Source organism: Novosphingobium lentum NBRC 107847 (genome assembly GCF_001590965.1).
Lineage (GTDB): Bacteria > Pseudomonadota > Alphaproteobacteria > Sphingomonadales > Sphingomonadaceae > Novosphingobium > Novosphingobium lentum.
Genome location: NZ_BCTW01000003.1, coordinates 115,487 through 138,191, shown reverse-complemented (window position 1 = coordinate 138,191; position 22,705 = coordinate 115,487). Strand labels below are relative to the sequence as shown.

General features: G+C 65.4%; 24 protein-coding genes. 20 read left to right on the top strand and 4 right to left on the bottom strand.

Features of this window, described 5'->3' with window-relative positions:
• The first annotated feature begins 17 nt into the window (after nt 1-17).
• The 7 genes from NL2_RS03460 to NL2_RS20630 all read left to right on the top strand — a co-directional run bounded on the left by NL2_RS03460 (nt 18) and on the right by NL2_RS20630 (nt 7,755).
• Entirely contained in the window at nt 18-782 is a 765-nt protein-coding gene (locus tag NL2_RS03460) for an SDR family NAD(P)-dependent oxidoreductase (RefSeq protein WP_068071728.1), read from the top strand.
• Nucleotides 779-2,020 carry a cytochrome P450 gene (locus tag NL2_RS03455; protein ID WP_068071726.1) on the top strand — a complete coding sequence of 414 codons (1,242 nt, stop codon included), beginning with the start codon at nt 779-781 and terminating at the stop codon, nt 2,018-2,020. Before NL2_RS03460 ends, NL2_RS03455 begins: the two co-directional genes overlap by 4 nt.
• A 214-nt stretch (nt 2,021-2,234) precedes the next feature.
• Complete coding sequence (locus tag NL2_RS03450) at nt 2,235-3,149, top strand: SDR family NAD(P)-dependent oxidoreductase (protein WP_218006088.1); 915 nt, start codon at nt 2,235-2,237, stop codon at nt 3,147-3,149.
• Nucleotides 3,150-3,307: 158 nt separating this feature from the next.
• Nucleotides 3,308-4,291 (top strand): thiamine pyrophosphate-dependent dehydrogenase E1 component subunit alpha, encoded by a 984-nt coding sequence (locus tag NL2_RS03445; RefSeq protein ID WP_068071724.1) that lies wholly within the window; start codon nt 3,308-3,310, stop codon nt 4,289-4,291.
• Between the two features lie 26 nt (nt 4,292-4,317).
• Nucleotides 4,318-5,298, top strand: coding sequence for an alpha-ketoacid dehydrogenase subunit beta (locus NL2_RS03440; protein ID WP_068071957.1), 981 nt, complete (start codon nt 4,318-4,320; stop codon nt 5,296-5,298).
• A 3-nt stretch (nt 5,299-5,301) separates the two neighbouring features.
• Entirely contained in the window at nt 5,302-5,532 is a 231-nt protein-coding gene (locus NL2_RS03435) for a biotin/lipoyl-containing protein (RefSeq protein ID WP_068071723.1), read from the top strand.
• 12 nt (nt 5,533-5,544) lie between these two features.
• Complete coding sequence (locus NL2_RS20630) at nt 5,545-7,755, top strand: acyl-CoA dehydrogenase family protein (protein ID WP_084355829.1); 2,211 nt, start codon at nt 5,545-5,547, stop codon at nt 7,753-7,755.
• On the opposite strand, the gene NL2_RS03425 is transcribed toward NL2_RS20630, so the two are convergent.
• Nucleotides 7,752-9,227, bottom strand: coding sequence for a phosphotransferase family protein (locus NL2_RS03425; RefSeq protein WP_068071721.1), 1,476 nt, complete (start codon nt 9,225-9,227; stop codon nt 7,752-7,754). The two genes, NL2_RS20630 and NL2_RS03425, sit on opposite strands and share 4 nt — an antisense overlap.
• Before the next feature lie 127 nt (nt 9,228-9,354).
• Here NL2_RS03425 and NL2_RS03420 point away from each other — a divergent pair, with 127 nt between their 5' ends.
• The 4 genes from NL2_RS03420 to NL2_RS03405 are packed head-to-tail and all read left to right on the top strand — an operon-like array spanning nt 9,355 to nt 13,017.
• Entirely contained in the window at nt 9,355-10,356 is a 1,002-nt protein-coding gene (locus NL2_RS03420) for a DUF7064 domain-containing protein (protein ID WP_157083010.1), read from the top strand.
• 2 nt (nt 10,357-10,358) lie between these two features.
• Nucleotides 10,359-11,459, top strand: a complete 1,101-nt coding sequence (locus NL2_RS03415; RefSeq protein ID WP_084355826.1) for a Gfo/Idh/MocA family protein — start codon at nt 10,359-10,361, stop codon at nt 11,457-11,459.
• Nucleotides 11,456-12,304 (top strand): SDR family NAD(P)-dependent oxidoreductase, encoded by an 849-nt coding sequence (locus NL2_RS03410; RefSeq protein ID WP_068071717.1) that lies wholly within the window; start codon nt 11,456-11,458, stop codon nt 12,302-12,304. The genes NL2_RS03415 and NL2_RS03410 overlap by 4 nt, the downstream gene beginning before the upstream one ends.
• 23 nt (nt 12,305-12,327) lie before the next feature.
• Nucleotides 12,328-13,017, top strand: a complete 690-nt coding sequence (locus tag NL2_RS03405; protein WP_157083009.1) for a hypothetical protein — start codon at nt 12,328-12,330, stop codon at nt 13,015-13,017.
• Between the two features lie 3 nt (nt 13,018-13,020).
• On the opposite strand, the gene NL2_RS03400 is transcribed toward NL2_RS03405, so the two are convergent.
• Entirely contained in the window at nt 13,021-13,413 is a 393-nt protein-coding gene (locus tag NL2_RS03400) for a putative quinol monooxygenase (protein ID WP_068071713.1), read from the bottom strand.
• Between the two features lie 14 nt (nt 13,414-13,427).
• Entirely contained in the window at nt 13,428-14,699 is a 1,272-nt protein-coding gene (locus tag NL2_RS03395; protein ID WP_068071711.1) for a cytochrome P450, read from the bottom strand.
• 92 nt (nt 14,700-14,791) lie between these two features.
• Between NL2_RS03395 and NL2_RS03390 the strand changes: the two genes are divergently transcribed.
• The 9 genes from NL2_RS03390 (at nt 14,792) to NL2_RS03350 (ending at nt 21,988) form a co-directional block, all read left to right on the top strand.
• Nucleotides 14,792-16,000: an Rv3169 family protein gene (locus NL2_RS03390; RefSeq protein ID WP_068071709.1), complete on the top strand. Its 1,209-nt coding sequence runs from the start codon at nt 14,792-14,794 to the stop codon at nt 15,998-16,000.
• Nucleotides 16,000-17,055 carry a phosphotransferase family protein gene (locus tag NL2_RS03385; RefSeq protein ID WP_068071707.1) on the top strand — a complete coding sequence of 352 codons (1,056 nt, stop codon included), beginning with the start codon at nt 16,000-16,002 and terminating at the stop codon, nt 17,053-17,055. The genes NL2_RS03390 and NL2_RS03385 overlap by 1 nt, the downstream gene beginning before the upstream one ends.
• A gap of 4 nt (nt 17,056-17,059) precedes the next feature.
• Nucleotides 17,060-17,557 carry a hypothetical protein gene (locus NL2_RS03380; protein WP_068071706.1) on the top strand — a complete coding sequence of 166 codons (498 nt, stop codon included), beginning with the start codon at nt 17,060-17,062 and terminating at the stop codon, nt 17,555-17,557.
• A gap of 3 nt (nt 17,558-17,560) precedes the next feature.
• On the top strand, nt 17,561-18,403 hold the full coding sequence (locus NL2_RS03375) for an SDR family NAD(P)-dependent oxidoreductase (protein ID WP_084355825.1): 843 nt from the start codon (nt 17,561-17,563) through the stop codon (nt 18,401-18,403).
• Nucleotides 18,400-19,143 (top strand): SDR family NAD(P)-dependent oxidoreductase, encoded by a 744-nt coding sequence (locus NL2_RS03370; RefSeq protein ID WP_068071704.1) that lies wholly within the window; start codon nt 18,400-18,402, stop codon nt 19,141-19,143. The genes NL2_RS03375 and NL2_RS03370 overlap by 4 nt, the downstream gene beginning before the upstream one ends.
• Nucleotides 19,140-19,433: a DUF1330 domain-containing protein gene (locus tag NL2_RS03365; protein ID WP_157083008.1), complete on the top strand. Its 294-nt coding sequence runs from the start codon at nt 19,140-19,142 to the stop codon at nt 19,431-19,433. The genes NL2_RS03370 and NL2_RS03365 overlap by 4 nt, the downstream gene beginning before the upstream one ends.
• 120 nt (nt 19,434-19,553) lie before the next feature.
• Nucleotides 19,554-20,057 (top strand): MarR family winged helix-turn-helix transcriptional regulator, encoded by a 504-nt coding sequence (locus NL2_RS03360; RefSeq protein WP_084355824.1) that lies wholly within the window; start codon nt 19,554-19,556, stop codon nt 20,055-20,057.
• A gap of 140 nt (nt 20,058-20,197) precedes the next feature.
• Nucleotides 20,198-21,763 (top strand): phytoene desaturase family protein, encoded by a 1,566-nt coding sequence (locus NL2_RS03355; protein WP_068071700.1) that lies wholly within the window; start codon nt 20,198-20,200, stop codon nt 21,761-21,763.
• 12 nt (nt 21,764-21,775) lie between these two features.
• Nucleotides 21,776-21,988 (top strand): hypothetical protein, encoded by a 213-nt coding sequence (locus NL2_RS03350; RefSeq protein WP_068071698.1) that lies wholly within the window; start codon nt 21,776-21,778, stop codon nt 21,986-21,988.
• A 21-nt stretch (nt 21,989-22,009) separates the two neighbouring features.
• On the opposite strand, the gene NL2_RS03345 is transcribed toward NL2_RS03350, so the two are convergent.
• Nucleotides 22,010-22,699 (bottom strand): GntR family transcriptional regulator, encoded by a 690-nt coding sequence (locus tag NL2_RS03345; protein WP_245647554.1) that lies wholly within the window; start codon nt 22,697-22,699, stop codon nt 22,010-22,012.
• Nucleotides 22,700-22,705 lie beyond the last annotated feature (6 nt).

The following is a 22,705-nucleotide window of genomic DNA, read 5'->3' as shown; positions in this document are numbered from 1 at the left end:
TCTTGGGAGAATGAACAATGGCGCGTCTGGATGGAAAAGTCGCCCTAATCAGTGGCGGCGCGCGCGGGCTTGGCGCTGCGATCACCGCCGCGCTGGTGCGCGACGGCGCGCGGGTGGTGATCGGCGACGTACTCGATGATGCGGGCAAGGCGCTCGCGGCGAGCCACGACGGCAAAGTCGCATTCTGCCATCTCGACGTGCGCGAGGAAGCGCAATGGGCCGACGCGGTGGCACTGGCCAAGGCCAGGTTCGGCGGGCTCGACATTCTCGTCAACAACGCCGGGGTTACGCTCGCCGTGCCGCTGGAAGAGGCGACGATGGCGCAGTACCGCTGGGTGATGGACATCAATTACTGGGGCACCGTGCTGGGCACCCGCGCCGCGCTGCCGGCAATGCGTGCGCGCGGCGGCGGGGCGATCGTGAACCTGTCGTCCAATTCGACCCGCAAGATTTTCCCGCTGGCGGTGACCTACAGCCCGACCAAGGCAGCGGTCGCCAATTTCACCAAGATCACCGCCGCGCAATATGCGCATGAAAACATCCGCGCCAACTCGATCCACCCGGGCCCCACCGAAACCCCGATGCTGCTGGGCGATGGGCTGCCCCAGGGCCTGCAGGCGGCCGACATCCCCGCCATCCGCGAAGTGATCGACCGTATCCCGATGGGGCGCATGGCGCAGCCGTCCGAACAGGCCGATGTCGTCGCGTTCCTGGTGTCGGACGAGGCGCGCTATGTTACCGGGGCCGAACTGTTCGTTGATGGCGCGGGAACCGACGCATGACCGAAGTTGAAGCCGCGCCGATCAGTTTCGCCGACCCGAGCGTGCAGCGCTGTCCGTTTCCCGCATACGATGCCTTGCGCGCCGATCAGCCGGTCTATCGCGATCCGCTGACGGGCAATTTCGTGCTGACCCGCTATGCCGACGTGCGCCGCTCGCTGCTCAACCCCAAGGTCTTCAGCAACCGCACCGGGCTGATCGTGGAACGCGCGAGCAGCGTGCAGGACGAGGTCGACCGGATTTATCGCGACGGCGGCTGGATGCCGCTCGACACGCTGGTCAGCAACGATCCGCCCGAGCACCGGCTGTACCGCGTGCTGGTCGACAAAGTGTTCACCACCCCGCGCGTCACCGGCCTCGAACCGCGGATCGAAGCGATCATCGACGCGCTGCTCGATGACCTGCCCGCCGGCACCGAGTTCGATTTTCTCGATGCGTTCGCGGTGCGCCTGCCGATGTATGTGATCGCCGAGCAACTCGGCGTGGCGCGCGCCGACATGGACCGGTTCAAGCTGTGGTCCGATGTGTCGGTCGAGGCGGTCAGCCCGATGATCCCGCCCGCGCGCGAGATCGAGATCGCGCAGACCATCGTCGATCTGCAGAACTACCTCGCCCGCGTGATCGAGCGCGTGCGCGCCGCGCCCGAGGACACGCTGATCAGCCACCTCGCCTCGACCGAGACCGAAGGGCGGCTGCTGACGATGCGCGAGCTGCTCGGCGTGATCCAGCAGCTGCTGGTGGCGGGCAACGAGACGACGACCACCACGCTGGCCTCGGGCATGAAGCTGCTGATCGACCACCCCGACCTGGCCGAGCGGATGGCCGTCGATCCCGCGCTGGTACCGCGCTTCGTCGAGGAAGCACTGCGCACCTGCGCGCCGATCCAGACGCTGTTCCGCAAGGCGCTGGAGGATGTCGAGGTTGACGGCGTCACGATCCCCGCCGGGGCAATGGTGGAAGTCCGCTATGGCGCGGCCAACCGCGATCCGGCGCAGTTCGCCTGCCCCGCCGATGTCGACCTGTCGCGCGCCAACGCCGCCGGGCACCTCGCGTTCGGCGCGGGCATCCACATGTGTATCGGCAACCAGCTCGCACGCGGAGAGCTGCGGCTGGCATTTGCGGCACTGACCCGTCGGTTCAAGAATTTCCGCGCGACTCGGGGCGATGGCGGTGTGGAGTGGGCGACCAGCTACATCGCCTATGGCCCGACGCGGCTGTGGATGGCCTGCGAGACGCGGTAGGACCTTTGCGGAAGGACTGCAGCATTCCTGCGTCCCCGCGAAGGCGGGGACCTCAGGCCGTCATGCGTGCGATATCGCGCGCCCCCCCCTGAGGCCCCCGCCTTCGCGGGGGATCAGCTCCAATATCAGGCCAATCCCTTCCCCGCTTGACGCACTGCGCCACGAATGTAGTACTTATGCAAACCATATTGAAGATTACGAGAGGCGGCAGGGAATGAGCGGCGCAGTGCTGGACGGCAAAGTGGTGATCGTAACGGGCGCGGGCGGCGGCGTCGGCGCCGAAATCGCCAAGCTGGCGGCGCGCGAGGGCGCGAGCGTGCTCGTCAACGACCTGGGCGGATCGTCATGGGGAGAAGGCGCCGATGCCAGCCCCGCCGATTCGACCGTCGAAGCGATCCGTGCGGCGGGCGGCAAGGCGGCACCCAGCTATCGCTCGATCGCCGAATGGGACAGCGCGCACGCCGTCGTGCAGGATGCGCTCGACGCGTTCGGACGGGTCGATGCCGTGGTCAACAACGCGGGCATCCTGCGCGACGTGATCTTCCACAAGATGACGCGCGAGGACTGGGACACCGTTCTCAAAGTCAACCTCGACGGCTATTTCTACGTCTCGCGCGCGGCGGCGGATCACTTCAAGGCGCAAGGATCGGGCGCGTTCGTGCACATGACCTCGACCAGCGGGCTGATCGGCAACCTCGCGCAGGCGAACTATTCGGCGGCCAAGCTGGGCGTTGCGGGCCTGTCGAAATCGATCGCGCTCGACATGAAGCGGTTCGGCGTGCGGTCCAACTGCATCGCGCCGTTCGCGTTCACCCGCATGGTCGCGACGATCCCCGACACCGAGGCGAACAAGGACCGGCTCGAGGTGGCGCGCCGCCTGACGCCGGACAAGGTCGCGCCGCTCGCGGTGGCGCTGCTCAGCGACGCGGCGGGCGATGTCTCGGGCCAGATCTTCGGCGCGCGGATGAACGAGATGATCCTGTTCAACCAGCATCGCCCGGTGCGCAGCACGCAGACATCGGACGGGTGGACCCCGCAATCGGTCATCGACAAGGCGCTACCGGCCATGAGGGCCGCATTCGCGCCACTCGACATTTCGAGCAGCGTGTTCACCTGGGATCCGTACTGAACGGATGGACCGGAGAACTGGCGAAAGCGCCGATTGACTTTGCCTCTGCCGACCTGTCGGTTCACCCCTTGCTTCTCGCCTGAAGCAAGGTAATACGCTTTATAACGATATGCCAACGTAGCGCACTGCAGCGCAAAAGGATGGCAGGAGAGGAGACCATGTCGAACACTCCGAAACCGGATGCGGCAACGCTGCTGGCAATCTGGAAGAAGGCCACGCTGATCAAGCTCAATGACGAGCGCATCATCAAGCAGATGATGGCCGGCAAGCTGGTGATGCCGTACTATTCCCCGCGCGGGCAGGAGATCATCCCGTCGGCGCTGTCGATGCACCTGACCGATGACGATTACATCTGCACGATCTATCGCGGCATTCACGACATGCTCGCCAAGGGCTTTCCGCTGGGCGAACTGTGGGCCGAACTGGCGGGCCGCGCCACCGGCACCTGCAAGGGCAAGGGCGGGCCGATGCACCTTACCCACCCGGCCAAGGGCATGATGGTCACCACCGGGATCGTCGGATCGTCGATGCCGATCGCCACCGGGCTTGGCTGGGCGGCCAAGCTTGACGGGAAAAACCGCGTCTCGGTCGCCAACTTCGGCGATGGGGCGGCCAACATCGGCGCGTTCCACGAATCGATGAACATGGCGGCGCTGTGGAAACTGCCGGTCATCTTCATGTGCCAGAACAACCTTTATGCCGAACACACCAGCGCCGCCGACAGCCGCGTGGTCGATCGCATTTCGGCGCGCGCCGATGCCTATGGCATGCCCGGCGTGACCGTGGACGGCAACGATCCCGACGAAGTCTATGGCGCCACCAAGATCGCGATCGAGCGCGCCCGCGCGGGCGAAGGCCCCACGCTGATCGAGGCGGTAACCTTCCGCTTCAACGGGCACCTCTTGGGCGAAGCCGGCACTTACATGGACAAGCAACTGTACGCAGAGTGCCAGGCGAAAGACCCGATGCCGATCCTGCGCGCGCGACTGCTGACTGAAGGCATCGCCACCGAGGATGATCTCGTTGCGGTCGAGGCCGACATCAACGGCCAGATCGACGTGGCGCTGGCAGCGGCGATGGCCGCGCCCTTCCCCGATCCTTCCGAACTCAAGCGCGACGTCTTCGCGCAAGATCTGGCGTGAGGCCCGACATGACCGAACCCAAAACAATGACGCCAAAAACCATGACGATGGTCGAGGCCATCAACAAGGCGCTCCACGATGCGATGGAGGCCGACCCCAAGGTGCTCGTGCTCGGCGAGGAAGTGGGCGACAAGGAAGGCGGCGGCGTCATGGGCGTCACTGCGGGGCTGTCGACCAAGTTCGGCACCGACCGCGTCAAGTCGACCCCGATCACCGAACAGGCGATCATCGGTGCGGCGATCGGCGCATCGATCGGTGGCTATCGTCCGGTGGCCGAGATCATGCTGATGAACTTCATCGCGGTGCCGATGGACATGATCGTCAACCACGCCGCCAAGTTGCGCTTCATGTCGGGCGGGCAGACCAGCGTGCCGATCGTGATCCGCACGATGACCGGCACCGGCTTCCAGACCGGGGGCCAGCACAGCGACTATCTCGAGGCGTGGTTCGCCCACACCGCCGGGATCAAGGTGGTGGCGCCTTCGTGCCCCGACGATGGCTATGGCCTGATGCGCTCGGCGATCGAGGACAACGATCCGGTGCTGTTCATCGAAAACCTGCCGACGTACTGGAACCCCGGTCCGGTCAGCGGCCAGCATGTGCCCATCGGCAAGGCGCGGATCGCACGCGAGGGCACCGACGTGACCATCGTGGCACACTCGCTGATGGTCCACCGCGCCGCCGCAGCGGCCGAGGAACTGGCGAAGGAAGGCATTTCGGTCGAGATCATCGACTTGCGCACGATTTCTCCGTGGGACAAGGAAGGCGTGCTCGCGTCCTGCGCCAAGACCGGCCGCGCGCTGGTGGTGCATGAAGCCGTCAGGCAGTTCGGTATCGGCGCCGAAATCGCCTCGACCATCGGCGACGAGCTGTGGGGAACGATGAAGGCCCCGGTCAAGCGGCTGGGCGGCGCATTCAGCGCAGTGCCTTTCTCCAAGCCGCTCGAAGACGCGTTTGCACCGCAACCAGCGGACATTGCCGCCACCGTCAAACTGCTCATGGGCTGAACAATGGCAACCGAAATCCTCCTTCCCAAACTTGGCTTTTCCATGAACGAGGGCGAACTGGCCGAATGGCTGGTCGCCGATGGCGGCGCGGTCACCGAAGGCCAGCCGCTTTATTCGCTCGAAAGCGAGAAATCGACGCAGGAAGTCGATGCGCCAGCGTCAGGCACGCTGCGTATCCTCAAGCCAACCGGTGAAACCTATCCGGTCGGGACGGTCCTCGCCGTCATCGAATAGGCGGCCCCGCCGATGCTCTTCGCCCGAACCGAAACGCAGGCCATGCTGGGCGACATGCTCGCGCGGCTGCTCGACGCCGAAAACGCGTTCGAGGCGCGGCGGCTCAGGCTGGCAGGCCCTGCGCCCGACCGGCTGGCGCTGTGGCCGCTGCTGGCTGAACAGGGCATTCTCGGCGCGGCCTTCAGCGAGGACGCGGGCGGCTTTGGCGGCACGATGCGCGATCTGGCGGTGGTCATGGCGCAAGTCGGCCGCAGCCTTGCGGTCGAGCCGGTGCTGGCCACGGCGCTATGCGGGTTGGCCGCACCCGATGAAATTCCGGCGATCATCGCAGGGACGCGCGTACTTGCGATCGCACACGCAGAGAGCGCCGACCCGTTCGATCCTGTAACCACCACGGCCGGGGGCGGCACGGTCAGCGGCCACAAGCCGGTGGTGCGCGATGGCGACATCGCGCACGCCTTCATCGTCTCGACAGCCACTGGCTGGCACAGTGTCGAAGCGGGCGGCATTGAGCGTACAGCCTTCCGCCTGATTGATGGTTCGTCGGCGGCTTCGCTGACGTTTGACGGCGCGGCGGCCACGGCCCTGCCCGATGCGCCATCCATCGACGACCTGCTGGCGCGCTACGCCGTCGGTCTGGCGGCGGAAACCGTCGGTATCCTTGAAGCACTCAACGCCGCGACCTTCGCCTATTTGCGCACGCGCAGGCAGTTCGGCGTGGCGCTGTCCACGTTCCAGGCGCTGCAGCATCGCGCGGCCAATATGTTCGCCGCCGCCGAGGAAGCGCGCACACTGACCGACCGCGCGATCGACGCGATTGACAGCAGCGCACCCGATGCCGCCGCGCTCGCCTCCGCCGCCAAGGCCACGGCCGACACCGCCGGCCGCCTGATCGGCCACGATGCAGTGCAACTTCACGGCGGCATGGGCGTGTCCGACGAACTCGACGTCAGCCATTATATGCGCCGCCTCGCCGCGATCCGCGCCGAACTGGGCAGCGCCGATGCCCACCGCGCGCGTTTTGCGAAGCTGGGCGGCGCGCGCCTGCCCGACAGCGTCGACATGGCCGCATGGCGCGCCGAGGTGCGCGCGTTCGTGCAAGCCAACCTGCCTACCGACATTGCCGATAAGGGGCGCAAAGGGCTGGAGATCGCCAAGGACGACTATGTCCGCTGGCAGAAGATCCTGCGCGATCACGGCTGGTTCGCCGCCGCTTGGTCCCTCGAACACGGCGGCGCGGGCTGGGATCTGGAGCGCCAGCTGGTGTTCCTGCAGGAAGCCTCACTCAACGCCGCGCCGATGGTCATTCCTTACGGCGTCAACATGGTCGGCCCGGTGTTGCAGGCGTTCGGCACGCCCGAACAGCAGGCGCGCCACTTGCCCGGAATCCTGTCGAGCGACGTGTGGTGGTGCCAGGGCTATTCCGAACCCAACGCCGGGTCCGACCTCGCCTCGCTCAAGACCACGGCGGTGCGTGATGGCGACCACTACGTCGTCAACGGCACCAAGATGTGGACGACCGAGGCGCACTGGGCGGACTGGATGCATTGCCTCGTCCGCACCGACAGCACGGTCAAGGCACAGCAGGGCATCTCGTTCCTGCTGATCGACATGACCACGCCGGGCATCACCGTGCGCCCGATCGTGACGATCGACGGCCAGCACCACACCAACCAGATATTCTTCGACGACGTGCGCGTTCCGGCAGAGAACCTCGTCGCCGCAGAGGGTCAGGGCTGGACCATCGCCAAGTTCCTGCTCTCGAACGAGCGCGTCGCGATTGCCGATACCGGCCCCAAGCTGCGCCTGCTAGGGCAGGTCAAGGCGCTGCTCTATGCGCAGCCCGCGTCGCCCCACCGCGAGCGGATGACCCTGAAGCTGGCCGATGCGGAAATCCAGCTGCTGACGCTGTGTGCGCTGGAACAGGACTACGTGTCGGCGTGGGCGGGCGGCGGATCGAAGGAAGGCCCGCAGGCCTCGGTGCTGAAAATCCGCGGGACCGAGATCCTGCAACTGATCAGCGAGATCGCGCTGGAAATCGAGGGACCGCTGGGCGCGGCGCACGATCCGGCCGACCTGCACCTGCCCCCCGCCACCGCGCTGTCCGTGCAGCAGTCGGCCAGCGCGATGGCGCACCAGTACCTTTACGGCCGCTGCTGGTCGATCTTCGGCGGCACCAACGAGATCCAGCGCGGGCTGATTGCACGGGCTGTGCTGGGCTAAACGCCGCCGCCCGCAATCAACGCCTGCGCCGCGCTGATGAACATCGGGAAGTGGACGTGCGCGAGATAGGCGAGCTTGAGGTCGTCGGCGAGCCCGGCGATGAAGTTGGCCGAGATGAGGTTGGAGGCGCTGGCGTTGCGCACATGCGCCCACACCCGGAAATAGCGCAAGGTCGGCTCGTCCACCGGATCGCCGCCCGCTGCCTCGTACAGCGCGGTCAACTGCTGCCAGTCGATCGCATCGCCGATGGTTTCGCGGACGTAGCCCAGCTCTTCCGCCGGATCGCCGATATGCGCGAATTCCCAGTCGAGCACGGCGGTCAGCTTGCCATCGTCGAACAGGAAGTTGTGAAAACCGAAATCGCCGTGGAGCAGCGAGGGGCGCCCCCGCCGATCGGGCACGTTGTCGAGCAGCCAGCCATACAGCGCCATCAGTGAGGGCGACGGCATGTGGTTGTTCGCCAGGAAATATTCGCGCCACCCCGCGATATAGTCGCGCGCCGCCTCGCTGCGGGTCTTGGTCCACAGTTCGGCGCGGATCGCCGGGTTGTGGTTCCCCAGTTCGGTCAGAGGCTCCAGCCTGTGCAGCCGCGCCATGATCTGCGCCATGCTGTCCACCAGATCGGCGGGAATCGCGGTCTGCGCGCCGAAGAAGTTGCCGCCGATCTTGCCCGGCGACTTGCGCATCACGAAGAAATCGCCGCCCGGCAGCGCCGCATGTTCGGTATCGAGAAACACCGCGTCGGGCGCCGGGAAACCACGCGCATGGGCCGCCAGGATCACCGGGTATTCCATCGCGTTGCGGTGGCAGTCATTGGTCAGCGAGGCGCCGCCCGCCAGATCGCGCCGCATCACGAACGAACCCGACAGCGCCTGTCCCGCCACGTCGAACAGGATCGTCTCCTTGCCGAACCCGCCCGCCAGCGGAGTGAGCGCGGTGACCTCCAGCCCCGGCTCGGCAAAGCGATCGCGCAAGTAGGCGGTCAGGTTCTCGCGGGTGATCTGGACTTCGCCGCTGTCCGCCACCGCATCGGCCGGGGCGGCTTGCGCCAGCCGGTCCTGCGCTTCCCACGCGACGAACGCGGCGCACAACCGCGCGCGATCCGCCGGCGACAACGCCGGGTCACCCGCCATCGCACCGGCAAAGTCTTGCGTGCGCGCCAGCAGATCGCGCCACGCCGCTTCCTTTTCCGCCAGCGATCCGGCGGCCCGCACTGCGTCCGCCTCTTCGCGCAACATCGCCGCGTTGCCGTGCGGCGCGATATACTCGGCCACCGCCAGCACGGCGCACAGCGCATCGACTTGCGCATCGACGAACGCCGACCCCGCCGTCTCGCGGTTGGACAGCAGCAGCAGCGCGTTGGCGATGCCCTGCCCGGCGGAGCCATCCGTTCCCGCATCGTCGAGCTTGGGCAGCAGGCGGCCGAACTCGGTCGAGAGCGCGGCCAGCAGCCGGCCGGCAGGTATCAGCATGTTTCTCTCCCAGAATCGGACGCTTGCGGATAGTGTGCTAACAAACTGGATGGCGCAACGCCATGCAAATGCTATCACCCGGCAACTGCGGCGCATGCAAGCGTCGCGACAGGACGAGGATGACACGGTGAGCGAAACCGATTGGAATGCCAATCTGGGCGGGGGTTTCGGCCTGGCCGAACCGCGCCACGAATTTTTCCAGACCGGCTGGACCAACCAGGCCGATTCGGTGTCCCAGACCTGGTACTGGGGCTTCAACGTGCCCGAGGCGAAGATCAACGCCTTCGCCTATTGCTGGACGCATCCCAATCTCGATGTCGTGACCGGCGGTCTCATGATCTACCAGGGCATGAAGCTGCAGACGCTGGCGTGCGAGCTGTTCGACATCCGCGCGTTCAACAAGCTGGGCACGATCGTGGGCGACGGCAGCGATATCCGCTTCCCCAACTCGATGCGCGTCGAGGTAATCGAGCCGATCAGCAAGATGCGCCTGACCTTCGACGATCCGGCACGCGAAACCTCGGTCGACGTCACGTTCGAAGGCACCGCCGCACCGCTGATGCGATCGAACAACCAGCATTTCGAGCAGGTGATGCGCGGACGTGGCAAGCTGGTGCTGCGCGGCACGGCCTACAATGTCGATTGCTACAACGTGCGCGACCGGTCGTGGGGCGAGCCGCGCCCCGAAGATGCCGCACCGCTGCCGCCCTATACCTGGGTGACCGGTGTGTTCGGCGAGGATTTCGCCTTCAACCTGGGCGCGCACGATGATCCCGCGCGCGGGCCCGAATGGGTCGGCCACTATGACATCACTGCCGAAACCGCGTTCCGCGACGGTTGGGTGCAAGTGGGCAAGGAACAGCGCCGCCTGAAACGCGCGTCCAAGATCACCCGCCGGGAATTCCCGATGTGCCGCCCGATCAGCCACGAGATCACGATGGAAGACACCGAGGGCGACATCTACACGCTGACCGGAACCGTCATCGCGCAATCGAACTGGTCGGGCTGGCCCAATGCCAACGTCCACCTCGGGCTGGTTGAATGGCATTGGAACGGACGCACCGGCCACGGTGAGACACAGGAAGTGCAGTGGAACGATTACATCTGGCGTTACGGGCAGGAGAAATAAGCGTGGCAGGCAAGAAAATCGGCGTTGGCATCATCGGCATGCAGCCGGGGCGCAGCTGGGGCGCGGTGGCGCATGTGCCCGCGCTCAAGGCGCTCGACGAATACGACATCGTTGCGCTCAGCACCACGCGGATGGAATCGGCGAGCGCCGCTGCCGCCGAACTCGGCGTGCCCAAAGCCTATGACAACTATAGCGACCTAGTGAACGACCCGGCGGTCGATCTGGTGGCGGTAACGGTCAAAGTGCCCGCGCACCGCGAGCTGGTTGCCGCCGCGCTGGCGGCGGGCAAGCATGTCTATTGCGAATGGCCGCTGGGCAATGGCTTGGCCGAAGCCGAGGCGATGGCGGCGGACGCCCGCAACCGGGCGATCGCTTGCGCGGTCGGGATGCAGGCGCGCTCGGCGCCCGCGATCGACTATATCCGCAAACTGATCGCCGATGGCTATGTCGGGGAAGTGCTGTCAACCACGCTGGTCGGATCGGGGCTGGTCTGGGGGCCGGTCATCGACATCCCCAATGCCTATACGATGGACAAGGCCAACGGTGCGACGATGCTGACCATCCCGATGGGCCACACGCTTGATGCGCTGTGCCATTGCCTGGGTGAAATCACCGAGCTTTCGGCAACGATGGCGGTTCTGCAGCCGCAGTTCCTCAATGCCGAAACCGGCGAAACCGGCACCAAGACCAGCCCCGACCAAGTCGCCTTCACCGGGCGGCTGGCCAACGGCGCGGTCGCGGCGGTCCATTACCGGTCCGGCATGACGCGCGGGTCCGGGCTGCTGTGGGATATCCACGGCACCGAGGGCGATTTGCAGGTTACCTCGTTCGGTGGCCACGCGCAGATGCTCGATCTGGCGGTCATGGGCGGGCGCGGCGAGGAGCAGGGCCTCTCGCCGCTGGCGATCCCGGCGGAACACCGCTGGGTGCCCGAAAGCCTTGCCGGACCGGCCCTCAACGTCGCGCAGGCCTATCGCCGGTTCGCCAACGACATGCGTGACGGCACGCGGACCTGTCCCGATTTTGACGACGCGGTGCAGCGCCATCGCATGATCGCGGCGATCGAACTGTCCGCCGCTCACGGGAAGAAGGAAACGGTATGAGCAACACGGTACTCGTCGTCGGTGCGGCCGGCGGCATCGGCATGGAAGTGACCCGCCAGCTTGTGGCGCGCGGTGACAAGGTGATCGCCACCGTTCTCGACGAGGCGCAGGCCGCGCAGCTGGCCGGCGATGTCCCCGGCGTTGCGCAGACAGTCCTTTTGCGCCTCGACGATGCCGATGCAGCGCTCGAGCAGGTCCGTGCGCTGGTCGCCGGGCTCGAACGGCTTGATCAGGTGGTCGTCTGCGCCGCGATCGGTACGATCGGCCCGGCCGAACTGACAACGCTCGCCAGCTATCGCCGCACGCTGGAGATCAACACGCTGTCGGGCATCGCGGTGTTCCAGGCGACGCTCGATGCCTTGCGGGCCAGCAAGGGACGCCTGCTGTTCATCACATCGATGTCGGGCAAGATCGCCATGCCGTTCCTCGCCGCCTACACCGCGTCGAAATACGCGCTGGAAGGCGCGGCCGACGTGATGCGGCAGGAAATCGCGGGCACCGGGGTCAAGGTGATCATGGTCGAGCCGGGCGGCGTGCGCACGCCGATGGTGAGCGACCAGATCGCGTTGACGAAGAAGATGGAAAGCGGCCTCATGCCGGATCAGGCGGCGCGCTATGGCACTGTGTACAAGGGCTTCGCCGCAGCGGCGCAAGCCGGGTACGACGGCCAGGGCGGCGGATCGACCCCCGATCAGGTCGCCGCCGTGATCCTTGGCGCGCTCGACGCCGACGATCCTGACACGCGCTACATCGCCGGGCAGGACGCGCAACAACTGCTCGGCGCGCGCGCGGCGATGGGCGACAAGGAAGTCGATGCAATGCTGGCAGGCTTCTTCGGCGGCTGAGCGGCGCAATCGGGGGGACCGGGATGAGTACGATAGACCAGAGGATTTGCGCGTGGGGCGGCGTGTTCTGCGCCGGCGCGTTCGGCATCGGCCTGCTGATGGCCGGGTTCATCCCCCCGCCCGCCCCTTCGCTGTCCGCGCAGGAGGTCGCCACCCTCTATGCAGCGAACGCCGGGATGATCCGCAGCGGCATGATCATCGGGCTGTTCGGCATGGCAGGCTATGCCGCGTTCGTCGGGGTGATTTCGGCGCAGATGTGGCGGATGAAGACCGCCAGCCGCCTGCCCGCACTGCTTCAGCTGGGCGCCGGATCGATCGGCGTGCTGACCGTGATGTTCCCGATCATGATCTTCGCCACCACCGCGTTCCGCCCCGAACGCGATCCCGCGCTGACCCAACTGCTCAACGATCTCGGCTGGCTGATCATCATCCCGGCCTTCCCCACCTTCATCGCCCAGTTCGGCGCAATCGCGCTGGGCACGCTGCTCGATCAGAGCGCAACGCCGGTGTTCCCGCGCTGGGTGGCCTATTTCAACGTTTGGGCGGTGCTGCTCTTCCTGCCCGGCGGGCTCGGCTACATCTTCCGCAGCGGACCGTTCGCGTGGAACGGGTTCTTCGATTTCTGGCTGGCGGCCGGTGCGTTCTTCGCGTGGCTCGTGGTCATGACGCCGCTGGTGCTCAAGGCGATCCGGGAAGCGCCGGCCGGAGCGTGATCGCTAGATAAACGCCGCGCCCACGCCCACGTCGGGATGGACTGTGGATTTGCCCACCGGGTTCAGCGTGAACACGCTGCCGTCCGAATTCATCGCGTTGAACACTTCCATCTGCATCGGCTTCGCGCAGCAATCGAGCAGCTTGCCGATCAGATCGACGAACGCCGGATCGGCGCGCACCGCCGCGACGATCTCCGGGCTTTTCCAGCTTTCGATCGCGACATATTCGCCCGCGCGGCTCCAGCCATAGAACACGAAGTGGGTGGTCTCGCCCATCGCATCGCGGAAATTGTCGACCAGTCCGGTGAACATCGCGAGGAATTCGTCGCGCCGTTCGGGCTTCAGGGTAAAGCGCGAAATGAAGCAATCGCCTTCGGTGATGATCGGTGCCGGCATGGTGATTGCTCCTCTCAGGCTTTGGGAAAGACGCGCGCGCCCGGATCGAACGCGATGGTCAGGCTGGTGATGCCGCGATGGAGCAGCCCGGGCCAGTAATCCGTATCGCTGCCCTCCACGATCCGCAGGTTGTGAAGACGTGCCAGCAACGTGTTGAAACCGATCGCCAGTTCCTTGCGCGCCAGCATCTGGCCCAAACAGCGGTGCACCCCGAACCCGCCGAACGCGACCTGCTGGTGCGCGTTCTTGCGGCGGATGTCGAACCTCTCGGGGTTCTCGAATTTCGCCGGATCGCGGTTGGCGGCGTCATAGCGCAACAGCAGCGCGGCGCCTTGCGGGATGTCCACTCCGCCCAGTTGCGTGTCGCGCGTGGCGATCCGCCACATCGATGTTGCGGGCGTTTCATAGCGCAGCAGTTCCTCCACCGCGCCGGGCATCAGCGAAGGATCGGCGCCAAGCGCCTGCATCTGCGCCGGATCGCGGATCAGCCGCGCCAGCCCGCTCATCAGGGTGTTGCGCGTGGTCTCGTTGCCCGCCACCGCGATCTCGAACGCCGATGGCGCGATTTCGTCATCGGTCAGCGGGTCCATGCCTTCCACGCGCGCCGCGATCAGCAGAGAAATCAGGTCATCCTCGGGCTTCACCCGCCGCGCGGCGATGGTCGCCTTGATGAACCGCCGCATCTCCAGCACCATTTTCGCCCCCTCCAGCTCCTCGGCCGGCGTGCCCATGCGGCTGACGATGCGGATCACGCCGTCGGACCACTGCCGCACTTTGGCATACTGATCGCGCGGCAGGCCCAGGATGTCGGCGATGATGTAGGTCGGCAGCAGCACCGCGAACCGGTTGACGAAATCGCAGGTGCCCGCCTCGATAAAATCGTCGATCAGTTCATCGGCGATGCGCTGCACGGTCGGCGCCATGTTGGCGATGCGTCCTTGCGCGAAGACCGAATTGACGATGGCACGATAGCGTTTATGGTCGGGGTCGTCCGAAATCAGCAGCCGCGCCGGGTCGATCCAGTCCTGCGCCAGAATCGCCGCGACTTCGGGCGAGGCATCGCCTCCGGCCATGAGCAAGTGGCCCATCTGGCTGGAAAAGTCTGCCGCGCGCTTCGACACTTCCTCGACCATGGCGTAGCTGATGACGAGAAAAAATCGTTGCCCGCCCGGTCCTTCGGCCGAGGCGACGGGTGCGTTGCCGCGCTGGGCGGCGTAGAACGCGAACGGATCGGCAAGCAGCGACGGTTCGTGGAATGCCACGTCCGGCATCAGTTGTGTGGCCATTTTTCGCGCTTCCCTTCCCGGAACTTGTATGCAAGCATACTATTGCCAAGCGTAAGGATGTCAAAAGCCAAACGCTGCCGAGAGGATGAAAAATGCTGACGCCTTACGACGAATTTCCCGTCCACCAGTCGCCGCACGCGTTCAGCCATATTCCATCGACCGACTACAGCTGGGACGATGGCTATTATTTCGGGGTGATGAGCCCCGACGACGGGGTGTTCCTCGCCACCGGGATGCGGGTGAACCCCAACACCGACATGGTCGGCGGCTATGCCCTGCTCAACGTGCGCGGGCAACAGCTCACGGTGCGGTTCAACCGCGCGTGGCGACCGGATTTTTCCCTGAAAGTGGGGTCTTACGAGATTATTTTCGTTGAACCGCTGAAGAAGATTCGCCTGCAGCTTTTGCCCAACGACAGCGGACTGGAATTCGACGTGCTGTGGGAAGGTACCAGCGCGCCCTACCTTGAAGGGCACCATTACTCCGAAAATCGGGGCCGGCGCACCACCGAGCAATCGCGCTATTCGCAGCCCGGCGTATGCAGCGGCCACATCCGCCTGCGCGACAGCGAATGGAAAGTCAGCCCCGATCGCTGGACCGGCACGCGCGACCACAGCTGGGGGCTGTACGCCGCCCGCGCGCCGCTTGCGCCCGATCCGGTGCTGCTGCCGCCGCGCAACGCCCCGGGGCCAGCGCGCGCGCTACGCTTCTGGACCGTGTTCCGCACCGGAGAGATCAGCGGGTTCTACCACTTTCACGAAACCGCGGATGGCGAGCAGGTCAAGATGAACGACGTGTTCGGCACCCCGTTCGAGGGCCGGTTGTTCCGCGGCTGGGCGGACGAGGAGATCGAACTCGCTTCGGGCCACCACGAACTGCGCTTCCAGCCGGGCACGCGCATCCTTGCCGGAGCAACCATCCACCTCACCGATACCCAAGGGCGGCCATGGCGGCAGGAGATTACCGCCGCCGCGCCGCCATGGGTGGTGCAGACGATGGGCTACACTGCCGGGAGCTGGACCGATGGCGGCACCTTCCACACCTACCACGGCTCGGAAACGCTCGCGCTCGAATGGGACGAATTCGACTTTTCGGTGCAGCCGTTCAAGTTCACGCCTTATGCCATCGGCGACAAGGCGCGCGACGATTTCAACACCGGGCTCGACACGAACCAGAAGATCCACGGGCTCGAATACTTGGGTGACATCACCACGATCGCGCCCGATGGCACGACCACGCGCGGTGCGGGCCAGGTCGAGTTGATGATCAATGGCCGCTATGCGCCGTATGGGTTTGAATAATGGACCTTCTGAAGCAACCCATCGATCGTTACCTTGCGCACCGACTGGGCGTGCCGGTCATGGTGGAGGAAGCCGCCAAGTTCGCGCGCGGATCATCGCGGGAGACGTGGTTCGTCTCGTTCCGGCGGCAGGATGGCCCGCTGGAAAAGCTGGTCTTCCGCGCCGATCATCCGAGCGGTTCGACCATCCCGACCTCGCTCGAGCAGGAATACGGCATGTACGTGCGGCTGGGTCGCACCGCCGTGCCGATCGCCCGCGCGCTGTGGTGGGACGACGATCCGGCCCATGCCGCGCGCCCATTCTTCGTGCGCGAACAGATCGAAGGCAGCTGGGAACTGCCCGATTTCATCAATCCCGACCCGAGGTTCGATGACTATCGCATTGCAATATCGAAAGAACATTTGCGAAATCTCGCCGTCGTCCACACCGCCGACTGGCGCGCGGCAGGTTTCGAAGAACTGCTCGGCGCTCCGCGCGACGAGGCCGATTGTGGCGCGCATTGCCTGCGCGTGATCCGCGAACAGCTCGCCACGTTCCAGTGCGAGGCGATCCCGGTGATGGAGGAAGCGTTCGCATGGCTGGCCCACCATGCCCCGCCCGCACCGCGCATCAGCTTGTGCAAGGGCACCAACGGGTTGGGCGAGGAAGTTTTCCGCGATGGCAAGATCGTGGCGATGAGCGACTGGGAAGAAGCGTTGATCGGCGATCCCGCCAACGATTTCGCCCATCTGCAGAACTTCCTGCCGGTGGTCCTGCGCGATGGCGAAACGATCTGGAGTCTGCCGCAAGCGCTCGATTACTATCACAAAATCAGTGGTATCCGGGTCACTCCTGAGTCCGTGAGTTATTATGGGGTGATGCGCGCGCTGCGCATGGTGGTGTTCGGCCACCGCACCGCAGCGATCGCTGCCGCCAACCCCGACGCGCATATCCGCCAGACCTGGACCGGGACCGAAGTGATGCACGTGGGCAAGCAGGTGCTCGGCGCCGCGATCGGCCTGTGCTCGCCGCCCAGCGCCGAACTGTTCGCCGAACTCAACGAAACGGTGGAATAACCCCATGATCGTTCCCACCGCCGCGCAGATGCTCAAGACCGTCGAACGCACGATCGCCAGCGTGCTGCAGCCCGAACTGACCACGCAGAACGCGCGCAGCGCCGCCGCGACGGTCGGCCACATGTTGCGGATCGCCACGCTGCGGGTGGAGGTCGAAGGACAACTGCTGCACGACGAGCGCGCCGCGCTTAACGAACTGCTGCCGCGTGTGGCGCAATGGCTCGTCGCGCACGGACGCAGCGTCGATCCGGCGATCGCCGCACGGCCGCCGTTCGATCCGACGGTCTATCCGTCACTGGGGATGATGGCGGCCGACGTCGGCGCGCTGCGGCAGGGCGTCTGCGCCGGGCTGGCCGCGTTGCGCGCCGCAACCGCCGAATCCGGGTGCGATGCGTCCGGCAGCACCTTGCTCGAAGACTTGCGCGGAACCATCGCGCGCCAACTGGAACAGGAAGGCCGCTTCATCGATCCGGCCACGCAGGGCTTTGGCCCAAGGAGATAACGAATGACGACGACACCCGATTTCGAAGGCTTCAGCGTGAACCTGGCCGGAAAGGTCGCGGTGGTGCTCGGCTGCTCGGCCGAAGGCGGCACCGGCTGGGCAATCGCCGAATCGCTGGCCAGAAACGGCGCGAAAGTGGTCGTCGGGTCGCGCTCGCTGCCCCCCCTCGAACGACTCGCAGACAAGATCGGCGGGCTGGCGGTAAAGTGCGACGCGGGCGATGAAAGTGACGTCAAGGCGCTCGCCGCCGCCGCGATCGACACGTATGGACGGCTTGATATCGCAGTGAATTCCGCCGGCCAGCCGGTGATCAGCCTGATCGCGGATATCGAGCAGGAACAACTCGACATGGCGGTGCGGGTCAACCTGTTCGGCAACTTCTATTTCGTGAAACACATGGCCGCCGCGATCGATCGGGGCGGGATCGGCGGGTCGATCGTGATCATCTCGTCGATCAGCGCGGAAAAGCCGATCCTGCCGCACGGCGCCTATGCCTGTGCCAAGGCGGCGACCGATTGCCTGGTGCGCTATGCCGCGCTCGAATACGGCCCGCGAGCGATCCGCGTGAATTCGATCATCCCCGCCGCGATCAAGTCCGACATGGCCAAGGAAGCGTTCGAAAACCCCGAATTCGAGGCGGTCAACGCGCGCGAGGTGCCGCTGGGCCGGATCGGCTACCCCGAGGATTTCGCCAACGGCGTGCTGTTCCTGGTCGGGCCGTCGTACATGACCGGATCGCAGTTGCAGCTCAACGGCGGCAACCAGCTGACGCGGATGCCGTACCTGTCGGAAATGCCCGGCGGGCGCGAAGCTTATGGTTCGGGCAAAGTGCTGGGGGATCGATGACGCGCATCACGCTTGTAGCCGGGGGATCGGGCGGCATCGGCAGCGCAATCTGCCGTGAGTTCGCCGCACAAGGTGATCGCGTGGTGTTCACCTACCACAGCAACGCGGCGAAGGCCGCCGCGCTGGTCGCTGAGCTGGGCGGCGGCGCGCGGGCGATCGGGGTCGATCTGGCCGATGCCGACGCGGTGCGCGCCGCGATCGATGCCATCGAGCATGACGAAGGCCCCATCGCCAACGCGGTCTATGCCGCCGGCCCGGCGTTCGAGATGCGCTATGCCGCGCAGATCAGCCCCGCCGAATGGGCGCGGGTGATGGCGGTGGACGGTAATGGCTGCTTCAACCTGTTCCACGCGGCGCTGGCGCACATGAAACCGCGCAAGGCTGGCAATCTGCTGGCGCTGTCGACATGCGCGCTCAAGCAGCCGCCCAAGGCCGATCTGCTGTCCGCCGCGCCCAAGGCCGCGATCGACATGCTGGTCAAGGTGATCGCCAAGGAGGAAGGCCGCAACGGCATCCGCGCCAACACGGTGGAGCTGGGGTTCATCAACGCCGGGCTGGCCGCGCACCACATCGCTCACACCTGGGGGCCCGAACTGGTCGAGCAGATCGTGAAGAACACGCCCCTGCGCCGTCTGGGCGAGGCGCAGGAAGTGGCCAAAGCGGTGGCGTTCCTGTGTTCGGACAATGCCGCGTTCATTACCGGGCAGGCGCTGGCGGTGGATGGGGGAGCGCAGCTGTGACGGCTTATCTCGTGGTTCGCATGAAGTTTCATGACCTGGCGTGGGCAAGGGAATACCAGGCGAAAGTCCCCGAAATCCTGCGGCGCTACGGCGGCGAATACGTCGCGCGCGGCAATCGCGTGGAGCGGTTCGAGGGAGCGGACGACGGCACCCAGTACATGGCGATCCTGTCGTACCCGTCGCTCGCCAAGATCCGCGAATTCATGGATTGCGAAGACTACGCGCCGTTCCGCGATGCGCGCATCGCGCAGACTTATTCCGACATCATCGGGTTCGAGGCGGACGACTGACGCTGGGCACAGACAGCCGCACCGTGCAAACATCATTGCAACATGACCATATGCAAGTATATCATTCGTTTTTGAATGCAAATGCGCGCCGCCCGACTGGTACAGGGGAACAGGAACTTCATGGCAACCGCTGTTGACACGGGCAAGCAGGCACCGAAGCCCGCCCGCAAGATCGCCCCGCAACCCTATCTGAAGATTGGCTTCCTGGTCCACGATGTGTCGCGCATGCGGCGCACGCTGTTCGACCAGCGGCTGAAGGGCCTCGACATCACCCGCGCCCAGTGGTCCGCGCTGTCGGCGCTGTCGCGGCACGAGACCGAAGGCGCGATCCAGGCCGATCTGGCGCGCGAGCTTGAAGTCGGCAAAGTCACCGTGGGCGGGCTGATCGACCGGCTCGAGGCCAGCGGCGTGGTCGAACGGCGCCCCGACAAGGAAGACCGCCGCATCCGCCGCGTGTTCATCACCGAAAAAGGCTACGATATCATCGAACAGATGCAGTCGATCGGCCGTGCGCTCAATTCGGTGATCATGAAGGACATCACGCTCGACCAGATCCACCTCGCCGAGGATGTGCTGCACACGATGAAGGGCAACTTGCGCGAGGCGCTCAAGAACGACGACTGAACACCGCCGCTCGTTTAGTCGCAAGCATACGATTTGCTTGCATACCGATTGCTGAAGCCATATTCGTGTGCCCATAAGAGGGTGAGGCGCAGCACGCGGCGGATTGCATCCGCACGCGGCACGCCAGCGAAGGTGGATCCATGAGCCATGACATCGTCGTCGTCGGGGCGGGCAGCAATTCGCTGACCACCGCGTGCTATCTGGCCAAAGCCGGCCTTTCGGTGCTGGTGCTGGAACGCGAGGAACAGTGCGGCGGCGGCGTGGTCTCGGTCCACACCGATCCGCGCTTCACCCACGATCCGCACGCGATGGGCTACCTGATGCTGCTGGCCAATCCGGCGCTGAAGGACAACGAGCTGGAACTGGAGACGCGCTTCGGGCTGCGCTTCGCTTATGCCCCCGCCCCGTTCGCCTCGCTCTATCCCGATGGTGCGGGCCTGATCAGCTACACCGATTTCGGCCGCGCGGTGAAGGAGATCGCCGCGATCTCGGAACGCGATGCGCGCGCCTATACCCAGCTGGTCGAGGAAGCGAACGAGCTGCTGCCGCTGCTGTCGCGCGGGTTCTTCATGCCACCGATGCCGCACGACGGGTTCATGCGGCTGCTCGATTCGAGCGAAAAGGGCCGCAAGATCCGCGCCGAGCTGGAAGGCAACGTGATCGACTTCCTCAACGCGCGGTTCGAAAGCCCGCACGTGAAAGTCCACCTTGCCAAGTGGGCGTCCGAAGTGATGAGCGCGCCCGACTACCCTGGCACCGGCCTGACGATGTACCTGATCCTAGGATTGGGTCACAAATACGAGATGGCGACCGTGGTCGGGGGCGCCAAAAGCGTCACCAATGCGCTGATCGCCTGCCTGCAGCACCACGGCGGCGAACTGCGCACCGGGGTGACGGTGGATGGCCTGATCGGCGGCGGCGGCAAGATCGACGGCGTGAGAACCTCGGACGGCGAGGAAATCTTCGCGAAGAAAGCGGTCGTCGCCAACCTGCACCCGTGGGACATGGGTAGGATGGTGCCCGGCATCGACAAAGGCATCGCGGACCGCGCGGCAGCGGTGAAGCTGAGCGAATACGGCGCGATCAACCAGCAGATCGCGTTGTCCGAACAGATCGAATGGATCGGCGGCAAGGCTTATGACGAGGCGATTCTGGTCGAGTGCATGGAGCCCGACTGGGACAACTTCATGCGACCGTTCGAGGCCTATCGCCGCGGCGAATTTCCCTATGACACGCTGCAACCGCTGGGCGGACCGCAAAGCAATTTCGATCCGAGCCGCGCGCCCGAGGGCATGACCGCGCTCTACCTTTACTGCTTCGCGCCGTACCAGACCAAGGACGGCTGGGCGGTGGACAAGCAAAAGGCGGCCGACGCGCTGTTCGACTGGTTCTGCAAGTTCACCAGGAACATCGACCGCTCGAAAATTCTCGGCCGGCTGATCGAATGCCCGCCCGATCACGATGCGCACAGCCGGATCATGCGCAAGGGCGACATCATGGGCATCGCCATGACATCGGACCAGTTGCTCGGCGCGCGACCCACGCCCGAACTGTCGCAATACCAGATCCCGGGGATCGAGGGCCTCTTCCTCACCGGCTGCACCACGCATCCCGGCGGCCTGGCCACGCTGGGCGGCCGCGCTTCGGCGATGAAAATCTATCAAAGGCTCGGCATCGCGCTCGATGCCGGCTTCACCAGCTACTAGGGAACGCGCGCCATGGAACTGCTGACCAAGGACAACGACAGCCTGATGACGGTCGAAAAGCTGGTGCCCGAGGGCAACGACCTCATCATTCACGGCCAGATCATGGGCACCCTGCCGGTGCGCGCGGTGCTTACGCCGGACCAGGCGCGCGCCGCGCTGAAGCTGATGAACTTCAGGACGGTGCTGTTCCTGCTGACCATCCTGTTCCGGCCGGGCCGGAAGTAACTCTCGCCTGGATCGAGCGCGCTATCCAGCCGGAGCGTCGTGCGGGATACTCGCACGAACATGGTCGACATGCGTCCGCCCGGCCTGCTCGGCACCGGCGGCATCGCCCAACGATACCGCATCGATGATCGCGCGGTAGTCGGCCAGGCGAATACCGCGCAGGCGACGCGTCTGGTACTGCGCGTAGATGATGTGCATGCCGATGGCGGGATACAGCCGCTGCAGTTCGCGGTTGCCGCCGATCTCCAGCAGCACCCGGTAGAAGTGCCGGCGCGCGCGGCTGAACGCGCCGATTTCGTCGATCCGGTCGGCCTCGAGCAGCAGTTCCATCGTCTTCTGCAGCGCGGCGCTGTCGCGTTCGCGATCATATCGCGATGCCGCCGAGCGCAGCGCCAGCGCGGTCATCGCTTCGGCGACGTCGAGAACTTCCAGCGTCTCGGCCCGATCCAGCCAGCGGATCGCGGGCGAGCGATTGCGCGCAAGATCGACCACACCGCGCGCCGCCAACCGCTGCATCGCCTCGCGCACGGCATTCCGGCCCACGGCATAGCGCGTGGCGAGATCGGTTTCGACCAGGCGCTGCCCCGGCACCATCCGGCCTTCCTCTAGGTCACGCAGGATGCCGCGATAAACGCGTTCGACGGTACCGGCCTGCGAAACTTCGATCATCTCGGACGTATCGGGCGGGCGGGCGACTGACGCAAGTTCCAATTGATT